Origin of the sequence: Microcoleus sp. B3-D2, assembly GCF_036705345.1 — a bacterium.
In the GTDB taxonomy this organism is placed as follows: domain Bacteria; phylum Cyanobacteriota; class Cyanobacteriia; order Cyanobacteriales; family Microcoleaceae; genus Microcoleus.
Window position 1 is genome coordinate 1 of sequence record NZ_JAUBUG010000004.1, and the last position, 22,041, is coordinate 22,041.

The 22,041-nt window shown below is 44.7% G+C and carries 12 protein-coding genes; 6 read left to right on the forward strand and 6 right to left on the reverse strand.

Annotated features, from left to right (window positions below):
* Window positions 1-542 precede the first annotated feature (542 nt).
* From QUB14_RS02505 to rfbF, 4 genes are all read right to left on the reverse strand, one after another.
* Entirely contained in the window at window positions 543-1,289 is a 747-nt protein-coding gene (locus tag QUB14_RS02505) for a DUF1995 family protein (protein WP_333215087.1), read from the reverse strand.
* 179 nt (window positions 1,290-1,468) lie between these two features.
* Complete coding sequence (locus tag QUB14_RS02510) at window positions 1,469-2,200, reverse strand: cyclase family protein (RefSeq protein WP_333215085.1); 732 nt, start codon at window positions 2,198-2,200, stop codon at window positions 1,469-1,471.
* 84 nt (window positions 2,201-2,284) lie between these two features.
* Window positions 2,285-3,349, reverse strand: a complete 1,065-nt coding sequence (locus QUB14_RS02515; RefSeq protein ID WP_333215083.1) for an acyl-CoA dehydrogenase family protein — start codon at window positions 3,347-3,349, stop codon at window positions 2,285-2,287.
* Between the two features lie 157 nt (window positions 3,350-3,506).
* Window positions 3,507-4,280 (reverse strand): glucose-1-phosphate cytidylyltransferase, encoded by a 774-nt coding sequence (gene rfbF / locus QUB14_RS02520; protein ID WP_190657938.1) that lies wholly within the window; start codon window positions 4,278-4,280, stop codon window positions 3,507-3,509.
* Between the two features lie 356 nt (window positions 4,281-4,636).
* Between rfbF and QUB14_RS02525 the strand changes: the two genes are divergently transcribed.
* Together QUB14_RS02525 and QUB14_RS02530 are read left to right on the forward strand one after the other, a co-directional pair.
* Window positions 4,637-5,176 carry an RNase A-like domain-containing protein gene (locus QUB14_RS02525; RefSeq protein WP_333215080.1) on the forward strand — a complete coding sequence of 180 codons (540 nt, stop codon included), beginning with the start codon at window positions 4,637-4,639 and terminating at the stop codon, window positions 5,174-5,176.
* Window positions 5,173-5,472 carry a contact-dependent growth inhibition system immunity protein gene (locus tag QUB14_RS02530; protein WP_333215078.1) on the forward strand — a complete coding sequence of 100 codons (300 nt, stop codon included), beginning with the start codon at window positions 5,173-5,175 and terminating at the stop codon, window positions 5,470-5,472. Before QUB14_RS02525 ends, QUB14_RS02530 begins: the two co-directional genes overlap by 4 nt.
* Window positions 5,473-5,542: 70 nt before the next feature.
* Here QUB14_RS02530 and QUB14_RS02535 read toward each other — a convergent pair whose 3' ends face one another.
* Window positions 5,543-6,802 carry a GH39 family glycosyl hydrolase gene (locus tag QUB14_RS02535; RefSeq protein ID WP_333215076.1) on the reverse strand — a complete coding sequence of 420 codons (1,260 nt, stop codon included), beginning with the start codon at window positions 6,800-6,802 and terminating at the stop codon, window positions 5,543-5,545.
* A gap of 255 nt (window positions 6,803-7,057) precedes the next feature.
* Entirely contained in the window at window positions 7,058-10,567 is a 3,510-nt protein-coding gene (locus QUB14_RS02540) for a glycosyltransferase (protein WP_333215074.1), read from the reverse strand.
* Between the two features lie 217 nt (window positions 10,568-10,784).
* On the opposite strand from QUB14_RS02540, the gene QUB14_RS02545 reads away from it, so the two are divergent.
* From QUB14_RS02545 to QUB14_RS02560, 4 genes are all read left to right on the forward strand, one after another.
* Window positions 10,785-13,103 carry a tetratricopeptide repeat protein gene (locus tag QUB14_RS02545; protein WP_333215072.1) on the forward strand — a complete coding sequence of 773 codons (2,319 nt, stop codon included), beginning with the start codon at window positions 10,785-10,787 and terminating at the stop codon, window positions 13,101-13,103.
* A 181-nt stretch (window positions 13,104-13,284) separates the two neighbouring features.
* Window positions 13,285-14,577 (forward strand): ATP-binding protein, encoded by a 1,293-nt coding sequence (locus QUB14_RS02550; protein ID WP_333215070.1) that lies wholly within the window; start codon window positions 13,285-13,287, stop codon window positions 14,575-14,577.
* A gap of 415 nt (window positions 14,578-14,992) precedes the next feature.
* Window positions 14,993-20,188: a PAS domain S-box protein gene (locus tag QUB14_RS02555; protein WP_333215068.1), complete on the forward strand. Its 5,196-nt coding sequence runs from the start codon at window positions 14,993-14,995 to the stop codon at window positions 20,186-20,188.
* Window positions 20,189-20,549: 361 nt separating this feature from the next.
* The gene (locus tag QUB14_RS02560; protein WP_333215066.1) at window positions 20,550-21,965 is read left to right on the forward strand and encodes a lipid-A-disaccharide synthase-related protein; all 1,416 of its coding nucleotides are present in this window, start codon (window positions 20,550-20,552) and stop codon (window positions 21,963-21,965) included.
* Window positions 21,966-22,041: the final 76 nt, after the last annotated feature.

Here is a 22,041-nt window from a genome sequence, read left to right on the forward strand (position 1 = left end):
AAGCATTACGCTGTCATGTTCAACCAATGTGTAATCGGAACGAAGTAAAGCTCTCACAGCCCTTAAAAATAAGTAGGCTGCTAGCCGTAAGCTGTGAGTGTGAGGGATGGTCGCAGAAGCCAATGCTTTGTTGTAATGACAGAGATATGCTGACAGCACCGGGTGGTGTAAAAGATAGAGACCAAGTAGCCCTTTAAAAGCCGTCGGCCACAGAAAAATCTGATGGTGGGATGTAGGGGTAAAAGGAAAACTATCAAGCCGTAGCAATCAGATCATGATGCGATCTTACTGTATCCATAACCAGGATTACACCACTCAGGAGCCGTGTGCGGTGAAAGTCGCAAGCACGGTTTTGTAGGAGAGATGGTAGGGGACACTCTGCCATCGACTCTCTAACTACACTCATACATGATGTTGACGGTTGACGGTTGACTGTTGACGCCGTGAACCGTCAACAGTCAACAGTGAACTCGAATTTACTATTCCGATGCTAACGGATTTGATATGACACACCCTAAAATACGATCGAGCCTTAACGATTGTCACTGAGTCAAAGCTTTGAGGAATGTCTGGAGTTCTGCCAAAAAACCTTTCTTTTTTAAGGGTTTGGCAGGTGTGGTGGAGTCAGGATCGTCGGTTCCGAGAGCTTTGGCTAAAATCCGCTCTAAATCGTCTCCGACTGGTTTTTGGGCGGTTTCAGAAATTAGTTCGTATTGGTTGTTTGTTTCCAGCCACACTTGCCACGATTGGGGGTAGCAGCGGAATAAAGCAGCAGCGTCTAGGGGTCTGATGTAGTAGCAGGATTCAATTTTGCTGAGGAATCGATCGCGCAATTGGCGACCCGCATAGCCTATACCTATAGTGGCAACATCTTCCAGGCGCGGGTTGAGTAGAATTACTGGGCGACCGGCCGCAGCTATGTAAAGTTGTTCGACTTGGGCCACTTCTACGGCTGCTGGATTGATCAAAAGGAAAAGTTGATCTTCCGGTGCTATTTTATCTTCAACAGGGCTGCGACTGCTACCCAAATCACTGACTTTAAACGGTGTTTCTCCCCAGTCGCGGCGCGCGAGGGCTGCCGCACCGGCGTCGGGAAAAAAGACTTTTACTCCGGGGTAGATTTCTTCAAATTCTGGGAGGAATTGTTCGGTGATAGACTGTGCTTGCAGGGCGATTTCTGGAAATACTAATTCGACTTGCAGTAGAGTTTTGCCGTCCGAGAGGGCAGCGGCGGTGGCCATGCGGGATTGGGCGATCGCCTCGTTGAGATCCTTGGGCAGTTCTGTCATTAATCTTATTATTGTTTTTACTCGACTTCTCTCAATATAATTTTACCTGAGATATTGCACCATTCTCAATTACCTATTTAGGAACAGACAAGATGCCCGTTCCACAAGAAAATTCACTCTTTGTGGCACAGGCATCTTGCCTGTTCTTGAGAATGATACAAGATGTAAGTTTGACCGCACTAAGCCACAAAAGCTAACACTGACACAGGCGAGCCGGAACCTCCTAAAAGGCGCAATATTCCGATAACTAAAGTGATGTCAGCCGCAGGTAACAAGTCGAGATTTGCTAGATTTTCCAGGACTATTCGCTTTTTTTCCAATACCAATTTGTTAACCGCAAAACTTTCATCTTGCCCGGTATCGACTCCGTGGGTGTCAGTCCCTATCCCCGCGATAGAGCGTTCTTCTAGCAAAAATTGAGTGGCTGCTTTGCCAAATCCGGGAAAGTGGCAAATTCCGCGATCGTCTCGGTTGAAAAATGCTCCCTCGTTATCCCATTTTTTTTGCCAACCAGTATACAATAAAACTATATTTCCCGGTTCTATAAGTTTGTGCTGCCGTTCCCAAGTCAATATATCATCAATTGTTAAAGTGTAGTCGGGATTGGCAAGACTTTGCTCTCGGATGTCGATCGCAATTGCGGGGGAAACTAACGACTGCGGGGAATAACTATCAATGCTGGCGCCTCCTGCATAAAAGCTGTTGGGTGCGTTGATGTGAGTGCCGCTGTGTTCTCCCATTGAGAATTTTCGCAGGAAATACCCGTCTGTTGCTATTTGAGATACTGTGGCAATTTCTGTGGCTGGATCTCCTGGCCAAATGGGAATATTTGGATGAATTGCATGGGTTAAGTCTATAATTTGGCTGTAGGCGATCGTTTTTAAGTTATTTGAGTTGAAGTTGTTGGTCATCAGGTTAAATATATCTATTATTTATTAAACACAGTTTAGTTTTTGACCTTTTGCAAGTTCAATATAAAATATAAAATCTACAATCTAAAATTCGATTAGTCGATCGAGCGTTGCTTCCATCACATCCTTTGTTTGCCCGGAAACAGTATACACCAAAGCTTCTCGATAAACTCTCCCGGCTGGGTGTAGCACACCGTTAGCAGCACCGCTAGAAACTGCAACCGCAGCGTGCCCGCAACGCACCGCTAAATCAATGGCTTGAGCTCGCAGCGCTAATTGTTCTGCTTTCGAGCTATGTTGAGATTGTGAGAAATTCTGTTTTAGCCGATCGAGCTTTTGCTCTAGTTTTTGGCAAGCTGCCGTTATAAAAGGTGAATTCTTAGCAGCCGCCGCTGCTGCAATTACATCCAATCCCGCTCGAATACAGCCAAAAGTACCCGGAACAAAATTCAGTATATTTTTGCTGTCGTTTTCCGAAATCCAGCCGACAGGTTTAACTGAAATTATTTCCGATTCATGCAACAACCAATTATCGAGAGTGGCTGTCACAGTATTAGTCGAGTTCATGGCGATTAACTGCATGATTTCGCTAAAAGCTATTTTACCCGATTCGCGTTCACTATTGGTAAAAGGCACTAAACCGAAAACAGCACGTTCGTCAGGAAGTACCGCCGCTACAATAAACTTTTGAAACAAGCCAAAACCTGTTACCCAAGGAACTTTTCCTGACAGTAAATAGGCCGCTTTTACGGGAGTTGCGGTGACGGCTGGATCGCCCGCTCGCCTCAAATGCGAAAACCCAATACCCAAGCGTAACTCTTTTTGGGCGATCGCGGGCAAATATCTGCTTTTTAGCATTTCATTGTCGCTGTTGGCAAGCATCCCAGTTGCGCTGTGGTGCTGAGTTTGCAGGAAAGACAAAGCGCCGGAATATCGAGCCGTCAATTCCTGATATTGGTAAAAAATCTCCGGTGCAATTTCACCGCCGCCCCATTTTTGGGGAACTCGCAATGCTAAGAGCGATCGATTGTCTAATCCAGCAACTGCTGTTTTCAGCGCTTCCGAGTCGCTGTCGATAATTTCCGCCTGGGGTGCAACGCACTTTTGTAGGTAAGTTTCTGTGCTGTTGAGAATTTCTTGGGAATCCATTTTTTATAATTATTTTATAGCAGAGGTAGGGACACGGCACTGCCATGTCACTACTACTCGCTCGCTCGCGGGGTGTACTTTATAAACGTATAATCTGCTTTATATTTATTCAAATTTTTATGAAGCGAGCCTAAAAGCCCGCCTCAAAACTAACTCATTACCAAACTTTCCAAGGAGCCTTTCCTTCATCCCAAAGTTCGTTTAAATACTTGTATTCTCGAAAAGTATCCATTGCAAAGAAGAAGCCCTCATGACGGTAAGCCATCAATTGTCCGTCTGCCGCCAAACGCTGCATCGGCTCTTGTTCTAAAATACAATCATCTCCCCCCAAATACTCAAAGACCCGGCGGTTGAATATCATATATCCAATACTGATCCAGCCGTCAACTTGAGGTTTTTCAGAAAATTGAACTACGCGGCTATCGCTGTCTACATCCAAAATTCCAAAGCGAGAAATCGGACGAAATGTGGTGACAGTGGCCAGCTTCCCGTGAGACTTGTGAAATTCGAGCAAGGCGTCAATATTGACATCAGCTACTCCATCGCCGTATGTCACCATGAAATTCTCGCGATCGATATATTTTTCGATCCGTTTTACCCGCCCTCCTGTCATGCTTGCCGCGCCAGTTTCAGCCAGGGTAACATTAAAATCTTGTTCCAGATGTTCCTCGTGATAAGTGATGGCATTTTGGCGTCCCAGACAGATAGTAAAGTCATTGTTCATGGCTTCATAATTGAGGAAATATTCTTTAATCATGTTGCCGCGATAGCCCAAGCACACAATAAAGTTTTGGAAACCGTAGTGTGCATAGATTTTCATGATGTGCCAAATAATTGGATGCCCCCCCACCTCAACTAAGGGTTTGGGACGAAATTCTGTTTCTTCTCTGAGACGAGTACCGAGACCGCCAGCTAGGATAACTAGTTGCATTTTGTCACATTTTTAAAGATGATAAATTAATTTATCATCAATCATCAGGGATTATTTCAAAGAATTATTAACATTTTCTCATAGTGAGTAAAGCTTTGTAAACCCCAGAAATCACGAATTATTATAAATAATCGTAGGGTGATCCGTGGACACCGTGTATTTAGGAATAATCCTAGGGTGTTCCGTGCACACCATGTATTTAAATGCTGCGTGCAATTTCTAACTAACAGTAGGGTGGGTTCTGCGGACAGTATATTTGAATACAGCGCAATTTCTAACTTATTAAGAGTCGATTAAGAAATAGACAAAAAAACAGCAAATACCTATACTAAATATAAGAAAGACCTTCAACAGAAATGAAAAATCAACTCGCTCGCCTAAAAAACTTTTTAGGTATCCTCTGTGCGATCGCCTCAATAATTATATTATTCCAATCGGCTATACCTGGTGTTTACGCCACGGTTGTTGCACCTAAAATCTCAACCCTACCACAAACGACCGTAGCTTTTGTACCCAACATACCGGGCGGCGGATTAGACTTTCACGAATCAGCAGGAGGACACACTTTAGAGAGACACGTTGGCAAAACAGAAGCAGAACTAGCACAGCGACTCGCAAGCGAAACGAGAATTTCTGCCGCATCTTCCTTTACTGACCGTTCCGTCGCCGAGGCGGCTATTTCAGAAGCAATAAACAGAAATCAAAGTGCGATCGACTCCTGGGTGAAAAGTCGAGGCAATCGTTATACGATCGACTACAATGCCAACAGAATCATTGGCATTACTCTGCGTCGCCGCGCATCCAAAGCAACTTCAACATCTCGCCTGAGAATCGTCCTCCAGCGCAGCGCCAAATTACCTCCCGGATACTTTATTCTCACAGCCTATCCCCAATGATCAATCAATTTCCTCATTTAACCCAATTTTTCAGTTCCTACTTTCACCAAGACTGGCCATTAGAAGCTGACACTCCCAGCGATGTAGTGAACAACTACCGCAGCAGCGAACCGCCCGCAACTGTTGAAGCTGCATCGCAAGAACTCAGCAAACTGTTAGAAATGCCGATCGCCCCAGCCGATTTAGAAGCATTCATCCTCGATGAATTAGGGTGTTACTACGACCCACAATCCGAAAATCAAACAGTCCGAGAGTGGTTGGAATCGGTGCAAAAATCTTTGAATACTCCCAGCTAAAATCTATATATTTGTAGGGACACGGCACTGCCGTGTCCTCTCTATAATGCCGAAGCAACCGAAAACGATATCACTTGCTAAGCGTCAATAAGTAGCCTTCGTGGACGTTGAAATTAGGGATAACATAAGCCAAGCTGCCGCTAGTTACCGACAAACTTTCTTCTTTAACAGTGACAAGCTGTGGCACGGCTCCTTCTTGATTGTTGGGAATTTTTTCTAATTTTAGAGTTATTTTCTGACCTCTTTGAATACCTAGCTGCTCCAAATTTCCGAGGCTTAATGTTACCGTTGTTGCTGAGGAAAAATTGGGATCGAAATAACCTAAAAGTATCTGTGCTTTACCTTCAGGATTTGACTTGCTGGCTAAGGCGACAAGGCGATTGTTATTTGACCAGCTCCGCACCCGCGAATTAACTCCCTCAGCATAAGCTTTGTATGTCCACCAAGCTGCTCTCGGTTCAAAATTATTAGGCGTGACCATCCCACTAAGCGTATTGTTGAAGCAATTGCTAACTTTATTTGGCCCTTTACTCTCCCAGCAAGCTCTGCAAGCACCGTCAGCTTTTGCATACTCTAAGTTATACAAATAACCTAAGATTTCCCCCGGCTGGTACTGCGCTAAGTTCCCCACAATTTCGTTGACGTAAATTTTTTGCAATTTCACTTCCTTGTAAGATGGACTTTGCTGAAAATTGCGTTTAGCATCGATGACATGATCGTCAACAAATAAAATCCTCGTGTCGTTAAGTTCGTGCCATGAGAGAAAGTTTACTTCAAGTTTGTTAGCCTTGCAGTAATCCAAAAAAGCGGCGAGATATTCTTTGCTGTAGATGGCGATGCTCGGCCCGCCAATAATTGCTGACGGCCCCAATTCTTCCCGCAAGATTCTGTAAGCTCTTTTGTAAGTTTCAAAGAATTGTTCTCTGCTTCCCTTCCAAAATGGATCTGTCCAATCTGGCTCATTCCATACATCCCAAATAATTTTTTTGCCTTTATTTTGCTGGGCTAACTGTCGGATGAAGGATTCCCATGCGGGGTAGTTTTGATAGGGCCAGCCATTGGGATTGCTACCGTAGCCCCACAAGTCGCTGACTATTAACTGAAACTCGGCTCCGCTGGCGATTACTCGATCGTAAATATCGAGTCTCCCTGCCCGCCAAAGTTTGGGCTGCAAGGGTTTGATCGAGCTATCCGGCGGTTTGGCAGTGTCGATTCCGTGCAGGATGCCACTCATGGAAATTGTACCCGTGGCGGGCTGTCCAAAATCCACTGTTACGTTCGATCGAAGTTGGGCAACAGTTGGTTGCTGCCCCCAATATGTTATTAACAAGACAGTTAGCGCAGCTAAGCAAATTGGCAGCAGCTTATTAATAGGTTTGAACTTGAAGGAGAATTGCATATTGTATGGGGTGAGTTTTTCACCAAAACTGTTAGGGTATTCAGAAACCCAGAAGGGCGGGCACGGGGGCTTGAACGCGAGACTTTGGCGAATGCACCGCCCTGCATAAATCGGATCTATCGGCGTTAGGCTTTTAATTTTAAGATTGCCATTCCGAGGCGAAATGATATTCTGCTATCCAAAGTCCTAACGAACAGACAAGGCAGCTTCAAAACCCTGTATTGATTCTATCAATTGTTGCCAAGCTTCGGAATGAATTAGCGAGTAAGTATCGAGTTTAACGCCCTTTTCTGAAGAGAACACCACAAAATTTTCGATCCAACTCAAGATAGTTTCTGTTGTCAACAGTGGCGTGCATTTCCAAGATGAATGCAAATTGTCAACCATCCCGGACACATCCCCGCGCTCCCAAGCTTCCCATGCTTTCCATACTAGATAGTAGTAATTGAGCATACTGTCAACTTGTTGGATCTGCTTTTGGAATTTGGGGGCGCTCGGTGATTGTTCTTGATTGCTGCTAGCGGATAAGGCTTGTTCGATGACCTCTGCGTATTCCAAAAGCATCCGTTCTTCCTTGAATAGTTCTTGGGCCCGGAGTTTGCAAGCTTGTCCTGCAAGCCTCCGCAATTCAGGATTTTGGGCCCATAGTTCTACGGTTTCGGCTAACTCTTGTGCTGTCTTTTGCGGGTCAATTTTAGGATCGGGTATCAACTTTCCCGTCTCTTCCAACTCTTCGGGAATACCGCTAACTGCTGTGGCAATTACGGGCAATCCTTTCGCCATTGCTTCCATGACTGCTAGCGGCATTCCCTCAGCTTCGGAAGATAAAATAAAGATGTCGCTGGCGTCTAACCAATCGGCAATATCCCATCGCTGACCTATGAATTTAACCTGTTCGGTGACTCCTAATTGGCTGACACTTGCTCTCAATTCAGGCTCCATATTGTCGTGAGTGGTAGAACCGGGCCCGGCCCAAACAAAGTATAGCTGTGACCAAATCGGACGATTTTTCATTTGGGCGATCGCGTGCAATTGATACTGATATCCTTTAATGGGAGTCAGTCTCGCCGCCGTGAAACAAACCACAGCTTCTTCGGGGATTCCTTGTTCTTGGCGCAGGCGTTGGCGGTTTGAAAGATTTGGCGGTTCAAAATAACTGTTCGGCCTGCCGTAATAAATAACTTTTCCCTGTTCCAAAGGATTTTTGAATATCCTCTTAAATAAGTTTAAATTATTGTGAGAAACTGCTATTACCGAGCGAGATAAACTGTACTGGTACGACACTGCCTCCAAATAAGAAATTCCATCGCCACGATCGAATGTTTTAGAATAGCTATCGACATAACCAAGAGCAATTATGTACGGTATATTCTGCTTAATAGCAACTTGTTTGGCTGCAAAATTGGCCATAGCCCAGCCGTCGCTAAATATAATTAAATCGGGTTGAGCTTGCGCGTAAATTTTTTCAGCATCCCCTAAATTATAAGCAATTCGCGCAAACTCTTTCATCGTATCGAACTCCAGCCAAATATGCTCTATACCTAGCTGCTGCTGTTCGGCAATTAAAGGGTTAGAAGCTTGAGTTTGAACACTACTAACTCGGTAGCCGTCGGCTACTAATTTGCATAAAAGTGAATGGTTGAATTGAGCTAAACCCCCTACTCCGTGGTCTTCTGTGTACATGAGTACGTGCCTTGCTTTCTGGGAAGCAATCAAACTCGGTGCGACGGATTGAAATTGAGAGATATTGTTGACAGCCGTGAATGCTATACTTTGCCATTCCTTTAAATTAGTCAAGTCACAAATATCAAATTTGTAGCCGTATGATGCCGAATATGCCTTGAAATCTTCCACCCACTTAAAAATAGTTTGCGTCCCAGAAAAAGGAGTGTAGTAGAGAGCTTTTTCGAGACACTCAGCCATCTCGGCAAAATAGCCGTCACGATACATTCGCCATCCCGTCCACACTAAAGACCTGTAACGTTCTTGGAGTCTCAAGTCGCGGATGTACTTGGGCAAGTCCGATCGCGCAAAGAATTGCTCCATCACAACTTCCATATTTTTCATTACTTTGGAGCCGCCGGACATGAGATTGCTATCGTGCTGGCGGTAGCAGGTTAGTATTTCTTTTAACCAAACACATTTGCAGCCTTTTAAAGCTAAACGCAAGACAAAATCTAAATCTTCAGTTGGCGGAAAGCGAGGGTCAAATCCCCCCAATCGTTCCCACCACTCCCGCCGCAACATCATCGCGCTGGGGCGCGCGTATTTATACATAACAAATGCTTCTAAATTTAATTGTGGTGCGTATTCCCAAGGCAGGACTGGGGAAATATCTTTGCCTTTTTCATCGACTATCAACCAACCGGTTTGAACCATATCTAAAGAAGCGTCTGCGTCAAAACAAGCAATCTGTTTTGCAAGTTTTTCTGGCAGGAAGAAGTCGTCGGCATCTAGAAAAGCTAAAAATTCGCCTTTGGCTAGTTCGCAGCCGCGATTCCGAGCTATTGCTGCTCCTTGATTTTCCTGATAGACGTACTGAATTATATCGCGGTAAGCATTTAAGACTAGGCTTGTGCTGTCTGTAGAACCGTCATCTATGACAATAATTTCCCAGTCTTGGTAAGTTTGATCGATAACGCTTTCTACGGCTCTAGTAATGTAGCGCTCACAGTTGTATACTGGGATAATTACGCTGACTCGCGGTGTTTTTTCCGAAAATATGCTAGCCATTAACTTTTTCCATTCTGATAAGTTTCTTAATGATTGAAAATTGATTGTAAGCCCGTAAGCTTGAGAAATATTAGCTAGACGTTTGACCCAATCTATTACAGTTTTTTCGGGAGAATAAGGACTGTAGGTGAGAGATTTTTGGAAAAATTCAACTGCCTCTACTGGATACCTACTATAGTACAATTGCCATGCCATCCAAGTCAATGCTTCGTAGAAAGCCGAATTTTCTAACTCGCGGATGTGCTGCGGCAAATCAGGCCGAGCGAAAAATTTTTGTTTTAATGTAATAAAAAGATTTGCTTGTTTCTGGGCTTTTTTTATTGAGACATTTTGGTCGTGCTGGCGGTAGCATACTGTCACTTGAGGCAGCCAAGCTGCTTCGCAACCAAACACTGCTAAACGTAAAACTAAATCTGAATCGTCTACTGAATCAAACTCAGAATTAAACCCGCCTGCAATTTCCAGCCACTGGCGCGAAAACATCATGGCACTGGGAAGTACGGGCATTTGTACTATCCAAGTTTCTAAGTCTAACTTGGGGAAATACTCCCAAGGTTTGATGTCAGAAATAGCGTCGCCTTGTTCGTTAACTAAACGCCAGCCACTGTTAACAATTCCTAATGAGGGTTGCTGGCGAAACAGCGCTACTTGTGCTGCTAATTTATCTGGCAGAAAGAAGTCATCTTGATCTAAAAAAGCAATGACTTCGCCTTTGGCTTCCTGAATTCCTCGGTTGCGGGCGGCTGCTACTCCTCGATTTTCTTGATATACATAGCGAATTTTGTCAAAATAAGGCTGTAATACCTCATGTGTCCGATCTGTCGAAGCGTCGTCTATGACGATAATTTCCAAATCAGTAAAAGTTTGGTTTAGGGCGCTTTCTACCGCTTGCGCAATGTAGCGATCGCCGTTGTATGCTGGTATAATTACGCTGACTTGCGGTATCTGAGTCGCTGCTGACATTCTTTACCTCGCTGTTAACCTGTGGCTCTCTTAGTTTAATCCAAATTAGTTTTTATTCAACTCTTGTTGTGCAAATTAACTTAAAGTGCGAGCGCACAAATGCTATGCAGGCGAGCCGGTATTTACAGGTAGGGAGATGTCTGTGCATGAGTTGAAAAGTAGACAAGTTTTACCATACAATTATACAGGCAATTATTACTAAGCAGGAACGCAAGAAGTGAATTCAGAAACAGCAGCGGTTGATTTACAACAACAGGCAGAAGTCTATTTGGCTTTAGGGAAGTTGGATGAGGCGATCGCACTTTGCCAACAAGTTTTGGCATCTGAACCCAATTCGGCTGAGACTTGCAAGACCTTGGGAAAGGCGCTGCAAGCTCAGGGTAAACTAGAAGACGCAAGGTATTGGTATAAAGTTGCGATCGCCCTGCAACCAGATTTTGCCGAAGCTTTTGCTAACCTCGGGACTCTCTGCGCTACATTGGAACAGTGGCAAGAGGCGATCGCCTGTTACCAAAAAGCCATCTCCCTGCAACCAAACTTTGCAGGATTTTACCGTAATTTGAGCCGGATATTTACCCAAGTCGGTCAAGCTGAAGAAGCAGCAGAGTGTTCGTATCAAGCACTCATGGTGGAACCGATAGAGATAGCGGAAGAATATCTCGATTTAGGTAATACTTTGTTGGCGCAAAACAAGCCAGAAAAAGCGCTGACTTGTTACCACCGCACGATTTATTTAAACCCGAGTTTTTGCGAAGCTTACTGCAAATTAGCAGAAGCTGCTAGCGAACTAAAAAAGTGGGATGAAGCTATTGTCCACTACCGCAAAGCTATTCAACTTCAGCCAGATATTTCTGAGCTTTATTACAAATTAGGCAAGGTTTTTCAAAACAGCGGACAATTACCTGAAGCAGTCGCCGCTTACCGGGAAAGTATTGAATTAAATCCCAACTCTTTTTGGTCTTACTATAATTTAGGTAGTGTGCTGCTCAAGTTAGAACAATGGCCAGAAGCCGTTGTTGCCTACCGCACGGCTGTTGAAATTAACCCAGATTTTTCTTGGTGTTACTACAGCATGGGGGAAGCTTGCAGCAAATTAGAAAAATGGTCGGACGCCGCCGCTGCTTACCAGCGAGCTATTGACTTAGATCCTAATTATTCCGGCTCTTTTCATAACTTGGGAGATGCTTTTTTTCAGCTCCAAAAATGGTGGAAAGCTGAGGCTGCATACGAAAGGGCGATCGCACTCGATTCAGAATTCTTTTGGTCTCATTATAATTTAGCTTTAACTAAAGTTAAACTCCAGGATTGGGTAGCAGCAATCAGCGCCTACCAGCGGGCGATCGAACTCAATCCCAACTTTTCTTGGAGTTATCACAATTTAGGAGAAGCGCTGTTGAAAACCCAGCAGTGGAAAGCAGCATCTGTCGCCTACAAGCGCGCTATTGAACTAAATCCCCATCTTTCTTGGTCTTATTACAACTTAGGCGATGCTTTGACTGAAATGCACGAATGGAACGATGTGGTTTCAGCTTACCTTTGCGCGCTGGAAATAGAGCCTGAACTACCTAAAATTTACACCAAATTAGGCGATGCTCTCATCAAAAGAAGTCCGAGCGATTTAGACACAGCAACCAGCTACTATCACCACGAGTTGCTGCCCCTGCACCCTCCGGAATTTTACTGTAAAATAGCCCAAAAATTTTCCGACATCGATCGGATTGACGCAGCGACAGTTTTGTACTTGATGGCCTTAGAAATCCGGCCCGAAGATCCCGCAATATCCGGGAAATTGGCGGAAGTTTTGGAGAAAAAGGACTCGTCGGGCGAGCGCAGGATATTATTAGAGTTGGAGAATCACGATATTCCCGATCGCTACATTGCCCGAGTCGTCAAAGGTAAGAGTTTTGCACAAGTCGGCGGCTTGTCGGCAACTGTCAACGAAAAAGTATCTGTAGCTAGCAAATACGGTGCAGTTTCTCTTACAATGATTGATGCCATGCCCGAATTCCTCCACGGGTGGCAAGATTTTCGCGATCGGATGACAAGTTTAAAGATTGCTAATTATAATTGTATAAATCGAGATATAAGTCACATTCAGCTTGCAGAAATTGGCGAGCCTTACGATGTAGTTCACTGTGCAGGAGTTTTGTACCACCACCCTCACCCTTTGCAAATTTTAACTAACTTGCGTCAAATAAGTGGGGAGTATTTAATCTTAACTTCAGCTATTACTCAAGAAGTTATAGAAAACGAGCGGGGACGCTACGAAATTCCAGCTTCTGGGGTAATTTTCCTTCCCGCTTTAGGCGACGTAGAACGAGCTATTTTAACAGCTTACTGGCAGAAGCACACCGACGGCGCACCCATGTTAGGGATAACTGAGAAAGCAGTTTTTGACATCAACGACTTTGCGGGGTGGTGGTGGCTACCTACAGCTACTGCTTTAGAATGTATGTGCAAAGTGGCGGGATTTAAAGTGTTAGACAAAGCATTGACTTGGGGAAATAATGCTTTGACTCTCCTGCTGGGGATTTGAGGATTGGTAAACGAGCAATAACAGGACTTGCTTGTGCACAAACGGCTAAACACCCGGTTTATGAGCGGATTTCTCGTTTTTTTTCCCATATTCCTACTAAAAACCGGGTGTTTTCCGTAAGTCCTAAATAAAATAGCTGCCAACATCTTTTGTGAAGAAAACAGGAACAGGGAAATAATCAATGAACGATCACCAACCAGGGACGCCGTTAGGAAACATTTTAGTAGTAGACGATACAGCAGAAAACCTGCGTCTGTTGTCTACGATGTTGACTCAGAGGGGGTACACCCCCCGCTGCGTGATTAACGGAAAAATGGCTCTGAGAGCCTGCAATTCTAATCCACCCGATTTGATTTTGCTCGACATAATGATGCCGGAAATGAACGGTTACGAAGTTTGTCAGCACTTGAAATTAGAGCCTAAAACTCGCGAAATTCCGGTAATTTTTATCAGTGCTAAAGATGAAATTTTCGACAAAGTAAACGCATTTGCTGTGGGAGCTGTGGACTATATCAGCAAGCCCTTTCAGTTTGAAGAAGTGCTCGCCCGCATCGAAAGTCACCTCAGCCTGCGGAATTTACAAAAGCAGCTAAAAGAACAAAATATGCTGCTGCAAGAAGAAATCACGAGCCGCTTAGCAGTCGAAAAAACTCTTCAAGAAAAAAATCACATTTTGCAACAAGAAATCAGCACCCGTCGCGCCGTTGAAAAAGCTCTGCAAGAGCAAAATTTGGTACTCCAACAAGAGATATCAAACCGCCAGCGCGCCGAATCTGCTCTATTAAAATCTAACCAAGAATTGGCGCGTTCAAATGCGGAACTAGAACAATTTGCTTATGTGGCTTCTCACGACTTGCAAGCGCCTTTAGCAACCATTGCCAGTTACGCTCAACTTTTAGAAAAACGCTACAAAGACCAACTCGACACCCAAGGTAGTAAGTTTATCGGCAATATCGTTCACGGCTGCACCAGAATGCAAACTTTAATTGACGATTTACTGGAATATTCGCGCGTTGGCCGGAGTCGGAAACCTTTTGAACTGACAGATTGCAATCACGCAGTCGAGCAAGCACTCGCGAACCTGCAAGGGGCGATCCGCGAGACTAAAGCCGTTGTCACCTACAGCGAATTACCCGCGGTAATGGGGGATATTTCTCAACTCATACAGCTCTTTCAAAATTTAGTCAGCAATGCGATTAAATATCGCCACGATGCACCGCCTGTGGTTCATATTACCGCTTGCAGACAGGAGGAAAACTGGTTAATTTCTGTCTCAGATAATGGAATTGGGATTGCTCCCCAGCATCAAAAGCGTATATTTCAAATTTTCCAGCGCTTGCATACTCAAAGAGAATATTCGGGGACAGGTATTGGTTTAGCAATTTGTCAAAAGATTGTGGAACTTCACGGGGGATTTATCTGGGTGGAATCGGAACCGGAGCAAGGTTCTACGTTTCACTTTACTCTCCCTTAATTGAGGTTTTTTTTCGTAAAAAGGTAAAAGCTCTAAGGTAGGAAAACTCAATTTATTTCTATATTGTAAGTCAGAAGCTGAAAATTACAATTGACAAATTAACACCATTTTATAGGAAAAAATAAGTAAAAAAGGGAAATTTCTTGTGACTATCAGGGTTGGAATATTAACTACACTTGCATTCTTTTTCAACCGATATAAATGGCAAGTCAGAAAAAAAATGTTTTCCGTTGACAGTCTAGTTAGTGCGTGATATAATTTTAATTATTAAAGACATTTTTTGTAGCGCTTGCTCACCCCGCAATCTTACGGTCAATCTTACGGTCGATGTATGTGTACGTGCAATTGAATGACTGCCCTGAAAATAAAAAGTCAAATTCAAGTTAGTTTAACATTTTCTTGATTAATAAATATTATGAAAGCAGTTTTTAACTTAGCTTTGCCTCCTATCTGCTTTAAAGTTCTCTTAGTAGAAGACAACCCTCAGGAAGCTGAGCTGATTGAAGATTTGCTGTCAGAAATTGGTGGCGCGCAGCGTATAGTGCTGACGAAAGTAGAGCGCCTCAGCGAAGCGCAGCAGCGATTGAATCAAGAAACTTTTGACATAATTTTATTAGACCTTTCACTGCCAGATAGTCTGGGAATCGAGACGGTGGCTCGGGTACAAGAATACGGGGTAAATGTGCCGATCGTAGTTCTGACCGCCCAAAACGACGAAGAACTTGCCCTGCGGTTGATTTCGGTCGGCGTCCAGGATTATTTGGTAAAAAGAAAAATCGACAGCGAACTGTTAATTCGATCGCTCCGTTACGCCATAGAACGCCAGAACAGTCAAGATGCTTTGCGAAAAAGTGAAGAAAAATATCGCTCGGTGGTGGAAAATTCCCTGATCGGCATTGCCATCACCGCTCCAATTATTGACAGCGAAATTCCTCTCAATTGCCACTGGATAGAAGTTAACGATGCCCTGTGCAATTTGCTGGGCTATGAGCGCTACGAACTCGTGCAAAAGAATTGGCTAGAGTTGACTCATCCAGATGATTTGGAGGCTAACTGTGAAAATTTTTCTCAGATGTTAGCAGGTAGGCTCGACGGTTACATCTTAGACAAAAGGTGGCTCAGAAAAAACGGCGAAATAGTTCACACGCGAGTTTCCCTGCGCTGCATCCGCCGCCTGGACGGGTCTATTGACCGGATAATCGAAGTAGTGTTGGACGTGAGCGATCGCTACCGCTACGAAGCCAAACTGAAAGCGTCAGAAGAATTTTTAAACCACACCATAAATGCTACGCCAGACCCAATTTTTGTCAAAGACGAGCAACACCGCTGGATGATATTAAATGATGCTTTTTGTCAGTTGGTCGGCAAATCGCGACAAGAACTGCTCGGCAAATCAGATTATGATTTTTTCCCCGAATCAGAAGCTGCTGTTTTTTGGACAAAAGATGAAGAAGTATTGACAACGGGTGTCTGCTTGGAAACAGAAGAAAAATTCACAGACTCTGCGGGGAAAAAACACATAATTTCTACGAAAAAAAGCGTCTTCCAAATAGCAGACGGCAGTAAAGTAATAGTGGGTATAATTAGAGATTTTACCGAATACAGACAGCAACAAAAAGCCCTGGAAAAAAGCGAAGCTCGCTTTCAAAAATTGGTAGCTAACCTACCGGGAATTATTTATCAATTACGAATGTCATCAACTGGAAAAATGTCTTTTCCCTACATCTCTTCAGGCAGCCGCCAACTCTACGAATTAGAGGCAGAAGCAATAGAACAAAATGCGGAACTCATTTCCCAGGGAATTCACCCTGACGATCTCTTAGATTTAAAAGCATCGATCGCAATTTCAGCCACTACGCTGGAACCTTGGCAGCAGCAGTGGCGGCAGACTTTACCATCTGGAAAAGTTAAGTGGCTGCAAGGAGCTGCGAGACCAGAAAGGCTCACTAATGAGAGCAAATCTGGCAGCGAAGGCGATATTCTCTGGGACGGTTTAGTGATGGATATTACTGAATTAAAGCAGGCACAAACAGAGCGCGATCGTTTTTTTACCATCTCCTTAGACTTGCTTTGCATTGTAGGTTTTGACGGTCATTTTAAACGTTTAAACCCAGCTTGGTCAACAGCTTTAGGCTACAGTATTAGTGAAATGTTGGGCAAGCCAATGATCGAATTTGTTCATCCAGACGATCGAAAAGCCACCGCAGCCGAAGGGGCAAAACTAATAGCTGGTAAGTCCAGTATCTCGTTTGAAAACCGCTACATCTGCAAAGACGGTTCTTACAAATGCTTCCTGTGGACGGCATCGCCATTTACCGAAGAAGGTTTAATCTACTCAGTCGGTCACGACATTACCTCTCGTAAACAAGTAGAGTCCCAACTCCAGCGACAAGCAGTAGCAATGGCCGCTGCTTATGACGGCATCGCCATTTTTAATAAGAATAAAGAATGTATTTATTCAAACGAAGCTTATCTCAAAATGTACGGTTGGTCAAGCCCTAGCGAACTGTATGGGAAGAAATGGAATATGCTCTACAGCAAAGCAGAAAATCTATTATTTGAACTACAAATAATGCCGATTCTCCTGCAAAAAGGGTACTGCAATATAGAAGCGACCGGTCAGCGCCCGGACGGTACTAAGTTCCCTCAAGAATTGTCGCTGACAATGCTTGGAGGTGGCGAAATAATTTCTATAGTCCGCGATATAACTAATAGAAAACAGGTAGAATCAGCCCTGCGGTCGAGCCAGCGTCGCTACCAAACTTTAGCAGAAGCATCGCCAGTTTGTATATTCCATACCGACACCTTGGGAAATTGCCTTTATGTGAATCAAAGGTGGAGCGAAATTACGGGACTAAACGCAGAATTAGCGGCAGAAATTGGCTGGATGAATGCCATACATCCCGATGATGTCGAGCGGGTAAAAAATGAATGGCATCGAGCAATTTTTGAGAAAACTCCTTTTAAATCAGAATACCGCTTTCAGCGTCCCGACGGTCGGGTAATTTGGGTGATAGGTCAGGCAATTGCAGAAATCGGAGACAAGCAGGAGATTAAAGGCTATATCGGCACTATTACTGATATTAGCGATCGCAAACAAGCAGAATTAGATTTGCTGCGAGTTACTCAAGCGGTGGAAAGCACCAGCGATGCGATCGGCATTGCTGACTTGACAGGGCGATCGATCTACCACAATCAAGCCTTTGTTCAACAGTACGGCTACACAGCAGAAGAACTAAACACAGCAGGCGGATTAACAGCAATTTACCCCCAAAGTAATGTGCTGCTAGAAATGTTAAAAACGCTCCGTAAAGGCAAATCTTGGCAAGGCGAACTCAAAATCAACACTAAAAACAACAAACTGGTAACAACTTTATTTCGCGCCGACGGCATTAAAGATGAAACTGGTCATTTAATCGGGTTAGTGGGAGTAATTACCGACATCACCGAACGCAAACAAGCGGAGATGGCCCTGCAGCAGCAATTAAGGCGAGAACGGCTGGTAGTTGCCATGCTCGATCGCATTCGCTCTTCCCTCAATTTAGAAGAAGTCCTCAGCACTGCTGTCGAAGAAGTGCGGCACTTTTTGCAAACTGACCGCACAGTTATTTACCGCTTTAATCCCGACTGGAGCGGCTTTGTAGTTGTGGAATCCGTGGCAAAAGATAGAATTTCGCTGCGAAACTTTAACAATCTTGATGGCTGTTTTAAAGAGAAATTTGTTGAGGTTTATCAGCAAGGCGGTATTAGATCTATGGAAGATATTTCCCGGGAAAATTTGACGGAATGCCACATAAAGTTTCTCGAAGGAATTGAAGTAAAAGCTAACTTAATAGTGCCGATTTTACAAGCACGAGAAAGCATTTCCCAAACCGAACAGACCGCAGGAAATCAGCTCTGGGGACTGCTAATCGCCCAGGATTGCAGCGGCCCCCGTCCCTGGGATTCCTCAGAAATAGAATCCCTCCGGCAATTGTGCGTGCAATTGGCGATCGCGATCCAGCAATCCACGCTATTTCAACAAGCACAAACCGAAATTGCCGATCGCAAACTTGCAGAATCTGCCCTCCAACAAGCTGCACTAGCCGCAGAAAGCGCCAACCGCGCCAAAAGCGAATTTCTTGCCAATATGAGCCACGAACTACGCACGCCTTTAAACGGCGTTTTAGGTTACGCTCAAATCCTCAAAACCGACAAAGACTTAAACTCAGATCACCAAGAAAGTCTCAGCAATATTCAACAGTGCGGTCAACACCTGCTGATGTTAATCGACGATGTTTTAGATCTTTCCAAAATTGAAGCTAGAAAAATGGAACTCTACCCAGAAGAGTTGAATTTTCTAAATTTCACGAAAAACATTGCCGATCTGTTTCAGATGCGGGCCTCTCAAAAAGAAATTTTATTCCATTACGAACAAGTCTCTCCCCTGCCTAGCTGCGTTCGTGTCGATCCAAAAAGATTGCGCCAAATTCTCATAAATTTACTCAGCAATGCCGTTAAATTTACGAACAGCGGCGGTGTTACTTTCAAAGTCGGCTATGTCGGCACAGGGGCCTGGAGTCGAGGGCAAGGAGAAAATTATGAGTTCTCGACTTTGAGTTCGGAACTGAAAGAAAATTATATGCGCTTCGCCCACAATGCGATCGCCGCCAAACACGCTTTAAAAATCCGCTTTCAAGTCGAGGATACCGGCACCGGAATAGAGCAAAGCAAGTTAGAAGAAATATTTTTGCCTTTCCACCAAGTAGGAGGCAATACGTTTGTTGAAGGTACAGGTCTCGGACTCTCGATTAGCCAGAAATTAGCGAAACTAATGGGTACCGAAATTCGCGTTCACAGCACTTTGGGAAAAGGCAGCACTTTTTGGGTAGATTTAGAAGTGCCAGCAGCTAAACGGTACTTGGAGGTGTCTCCTTTGCAGGAAAAACGCTGGCTTGTCGGTTTTATCGGCAACAAGCGGAAAGTGCTAATCGTCGATGACAATCAACTGGATCGCGATTTGTTGTGCAGGCTGCTGCGGCGTTTGGGATTTGAGGTTGCAGAGGCCCAAAACGGTCAAGAATGCCTCTGCAAAACAGTTGAATTTCACCCGGATGTGATTTTAATGGACTTGCGGATGCCTGTAATGGATGGCTTAGAAAGTGCAAGGAAACTGCGGCAGTTGCCGGAAGTCAAAGATGTTGTGTTAATCGCTATGTCAGCTAGCGTTTTCGAGGCTACGCAACAAGATAGCATCCTCGCAGGGTACGATGCTTTTCTTCCCAAACCGATCGAAGCAAATCACTTTTTGGAACAGTTGCGCGTGCATTTGGGACTAGAATGGATTTATGGGGAATCTTCGGAAAACAACAAGCGCAAAACTCCCAGTTTGTCACCAGCCTCTGATTTTCCTGCTTATTCTTCTCTATTACCTGCGGCTTCTGAGTCAGTAGCAAAACTTTTGAGACTCGCAGCTATGGGCGACATTGAAGAAATTTTTGAGGAGAGTGCTAAGCTGGAGAGTTTACAACCTAATTTAGTGCCGTTTGTCTCGAAGCTGCGCCAACTTGCTAAGGGATTTCAGCTCAAACAAATTCGGAATACTTTAAAGCAATATATCGAGGGAAAATAGTATGAATCTCATGGTGGAGAGCTTGGCTGCATACAGATAATTTAGATGTGCAGCAACTTACCGCCGCGTTATTTAGCCGCAGGCACTGGCAATTGTCGATCGCGCAATTGTCAGTGCAGGCGGCCGTAAGTCCCAACATTAAACAAGTTGTTTTCCCGCTTCAGAAGTTGCCCTCGCCGAGTCCGATCAACTGCTGTTAAATGCCAGATATTTTTGGGTACAGCAGAGATTTTGATCGGCGCCGGATATGGTTCGCTCTTACCGTGTTTTGTACTATTTCAAACAACAATTTTCTGGTAAACTAAAGTGGAAAGTTGCTTTCCATCCCTAGACTGAAGTCCCAGGGTTTGCAGGCTATTTTTTGACAATAGAGTTTTTGAGAGAGTTGGGATTGAAATTACTTTGCCTCAGTAACGGCCACGGAGAAGACGCGATCGCCCTTCGCATCTTGCAGGAACTGCAACAGCACCCGCATCCGCCAGAATTAGCCGTGTTTCCGCTAGTGGGTGAAGGGCAAGCTTTCGCTCAACTAGAAAACGCCCGCATCATCGGCCCGGTGCAGCGGATGCCTTCGGGCGGCTTTATTTACATGGACGGGAGGGAATTTTTGCGCGATGTCAAAGGCGGCCTGCTTCAGTTGACCATCGCTCAGTTTAAAGCCATCCGCGCTTGGGTGCGATCGCAACAACAGTCTGGGAATCAAGACGGCGTTATTTTAGCCTGCGGGGATATTGTACCGCTACTGTTTGCTTGGCTCGGCGGCGCGCCCTACGCCTTTGTCGGTACTGCCAAGTCAGAGTATTATTTGCGCGACGAGAACGGGCCTCTGGCTCGCAAATCCAGGGTCTTTGGTTGGTGGGGTTGCCCGCGCTCGGTTTATTTGCCTTGGGAGCGCTGGTTGATGACTCGATCGCGCTGTCGAGCCGTTTTTGCCAGGGACGCGCTAACCGCCGAGACTTTACAAAAGCTGGGAATTCCCGCTTACAATCTCGGAAACCCGATGATGGACGGACTCGAACCGGAAAATCCAGCCGGTTTTTACGGCCCTGACGCAGAGTTGCGGGAAAGGTCGCGATCGCTCGTCATCACCTTACTGCCCGGTTCTAGAGCGCCGGAAGCCTATGCTAATTGGCTGCTAATAATAGAGGCTGTAGCCGGAATTTTGTCGCTGTTTGCCGATCGCAAATTGTTATTTTTCGGAGCCATTTCTCCAGAGTTAAACTTAGAAGCTTTGCGACCTAGTTTAGAATTTTTTGGCTGGCGACAAGAAGGCGAAACTCGAACGCAGCGGCGAGAAGGAAGTATTTTGCGACCTCCTCTTTCTAGCGGTCAAGAAATGCAGAAAGAATCTCCTAATTTGCTATTGCCCTTAACATTTGTCCAGAGAAACGCCACGATGATTTTAACTCAGCAAAGTTTTAACGATTGTTTGTACGAAGCAGATTTAGCAATAGCAATGGCAGGAACGGCTACAGAACAATTTGTAGGTTTAGGAAAACCCGCGATCGCCATTCCCGGAAACGGCCCGCAATTTACTCCAGCTTTTGCAGAAGCTCAAAGTCGCCTGTTAGGCCCGTCATTAATTTTAGTCAAACATCCCGCCGAAGTTGCCGGCGCCGTGCAGTCTTTGCTCCGCGACCCCGACAGGTTGCAGTTAATCGCTGAAAATGGCTTGCGCCGCATGGGAGAACCCGGTGCAGCAGCCAGAATTGCCGAGTGTTTAATTCAGCGCTTCGGCGGTGAATGCACCAATTCTAAATTGCCGGGAATAGACTAGGGACAAAACAATGTTTTGTCCCTACCGAGTATGTTTAATTCTACTTCCTTAAAAAAAATCTTGTTCGCTAACTACT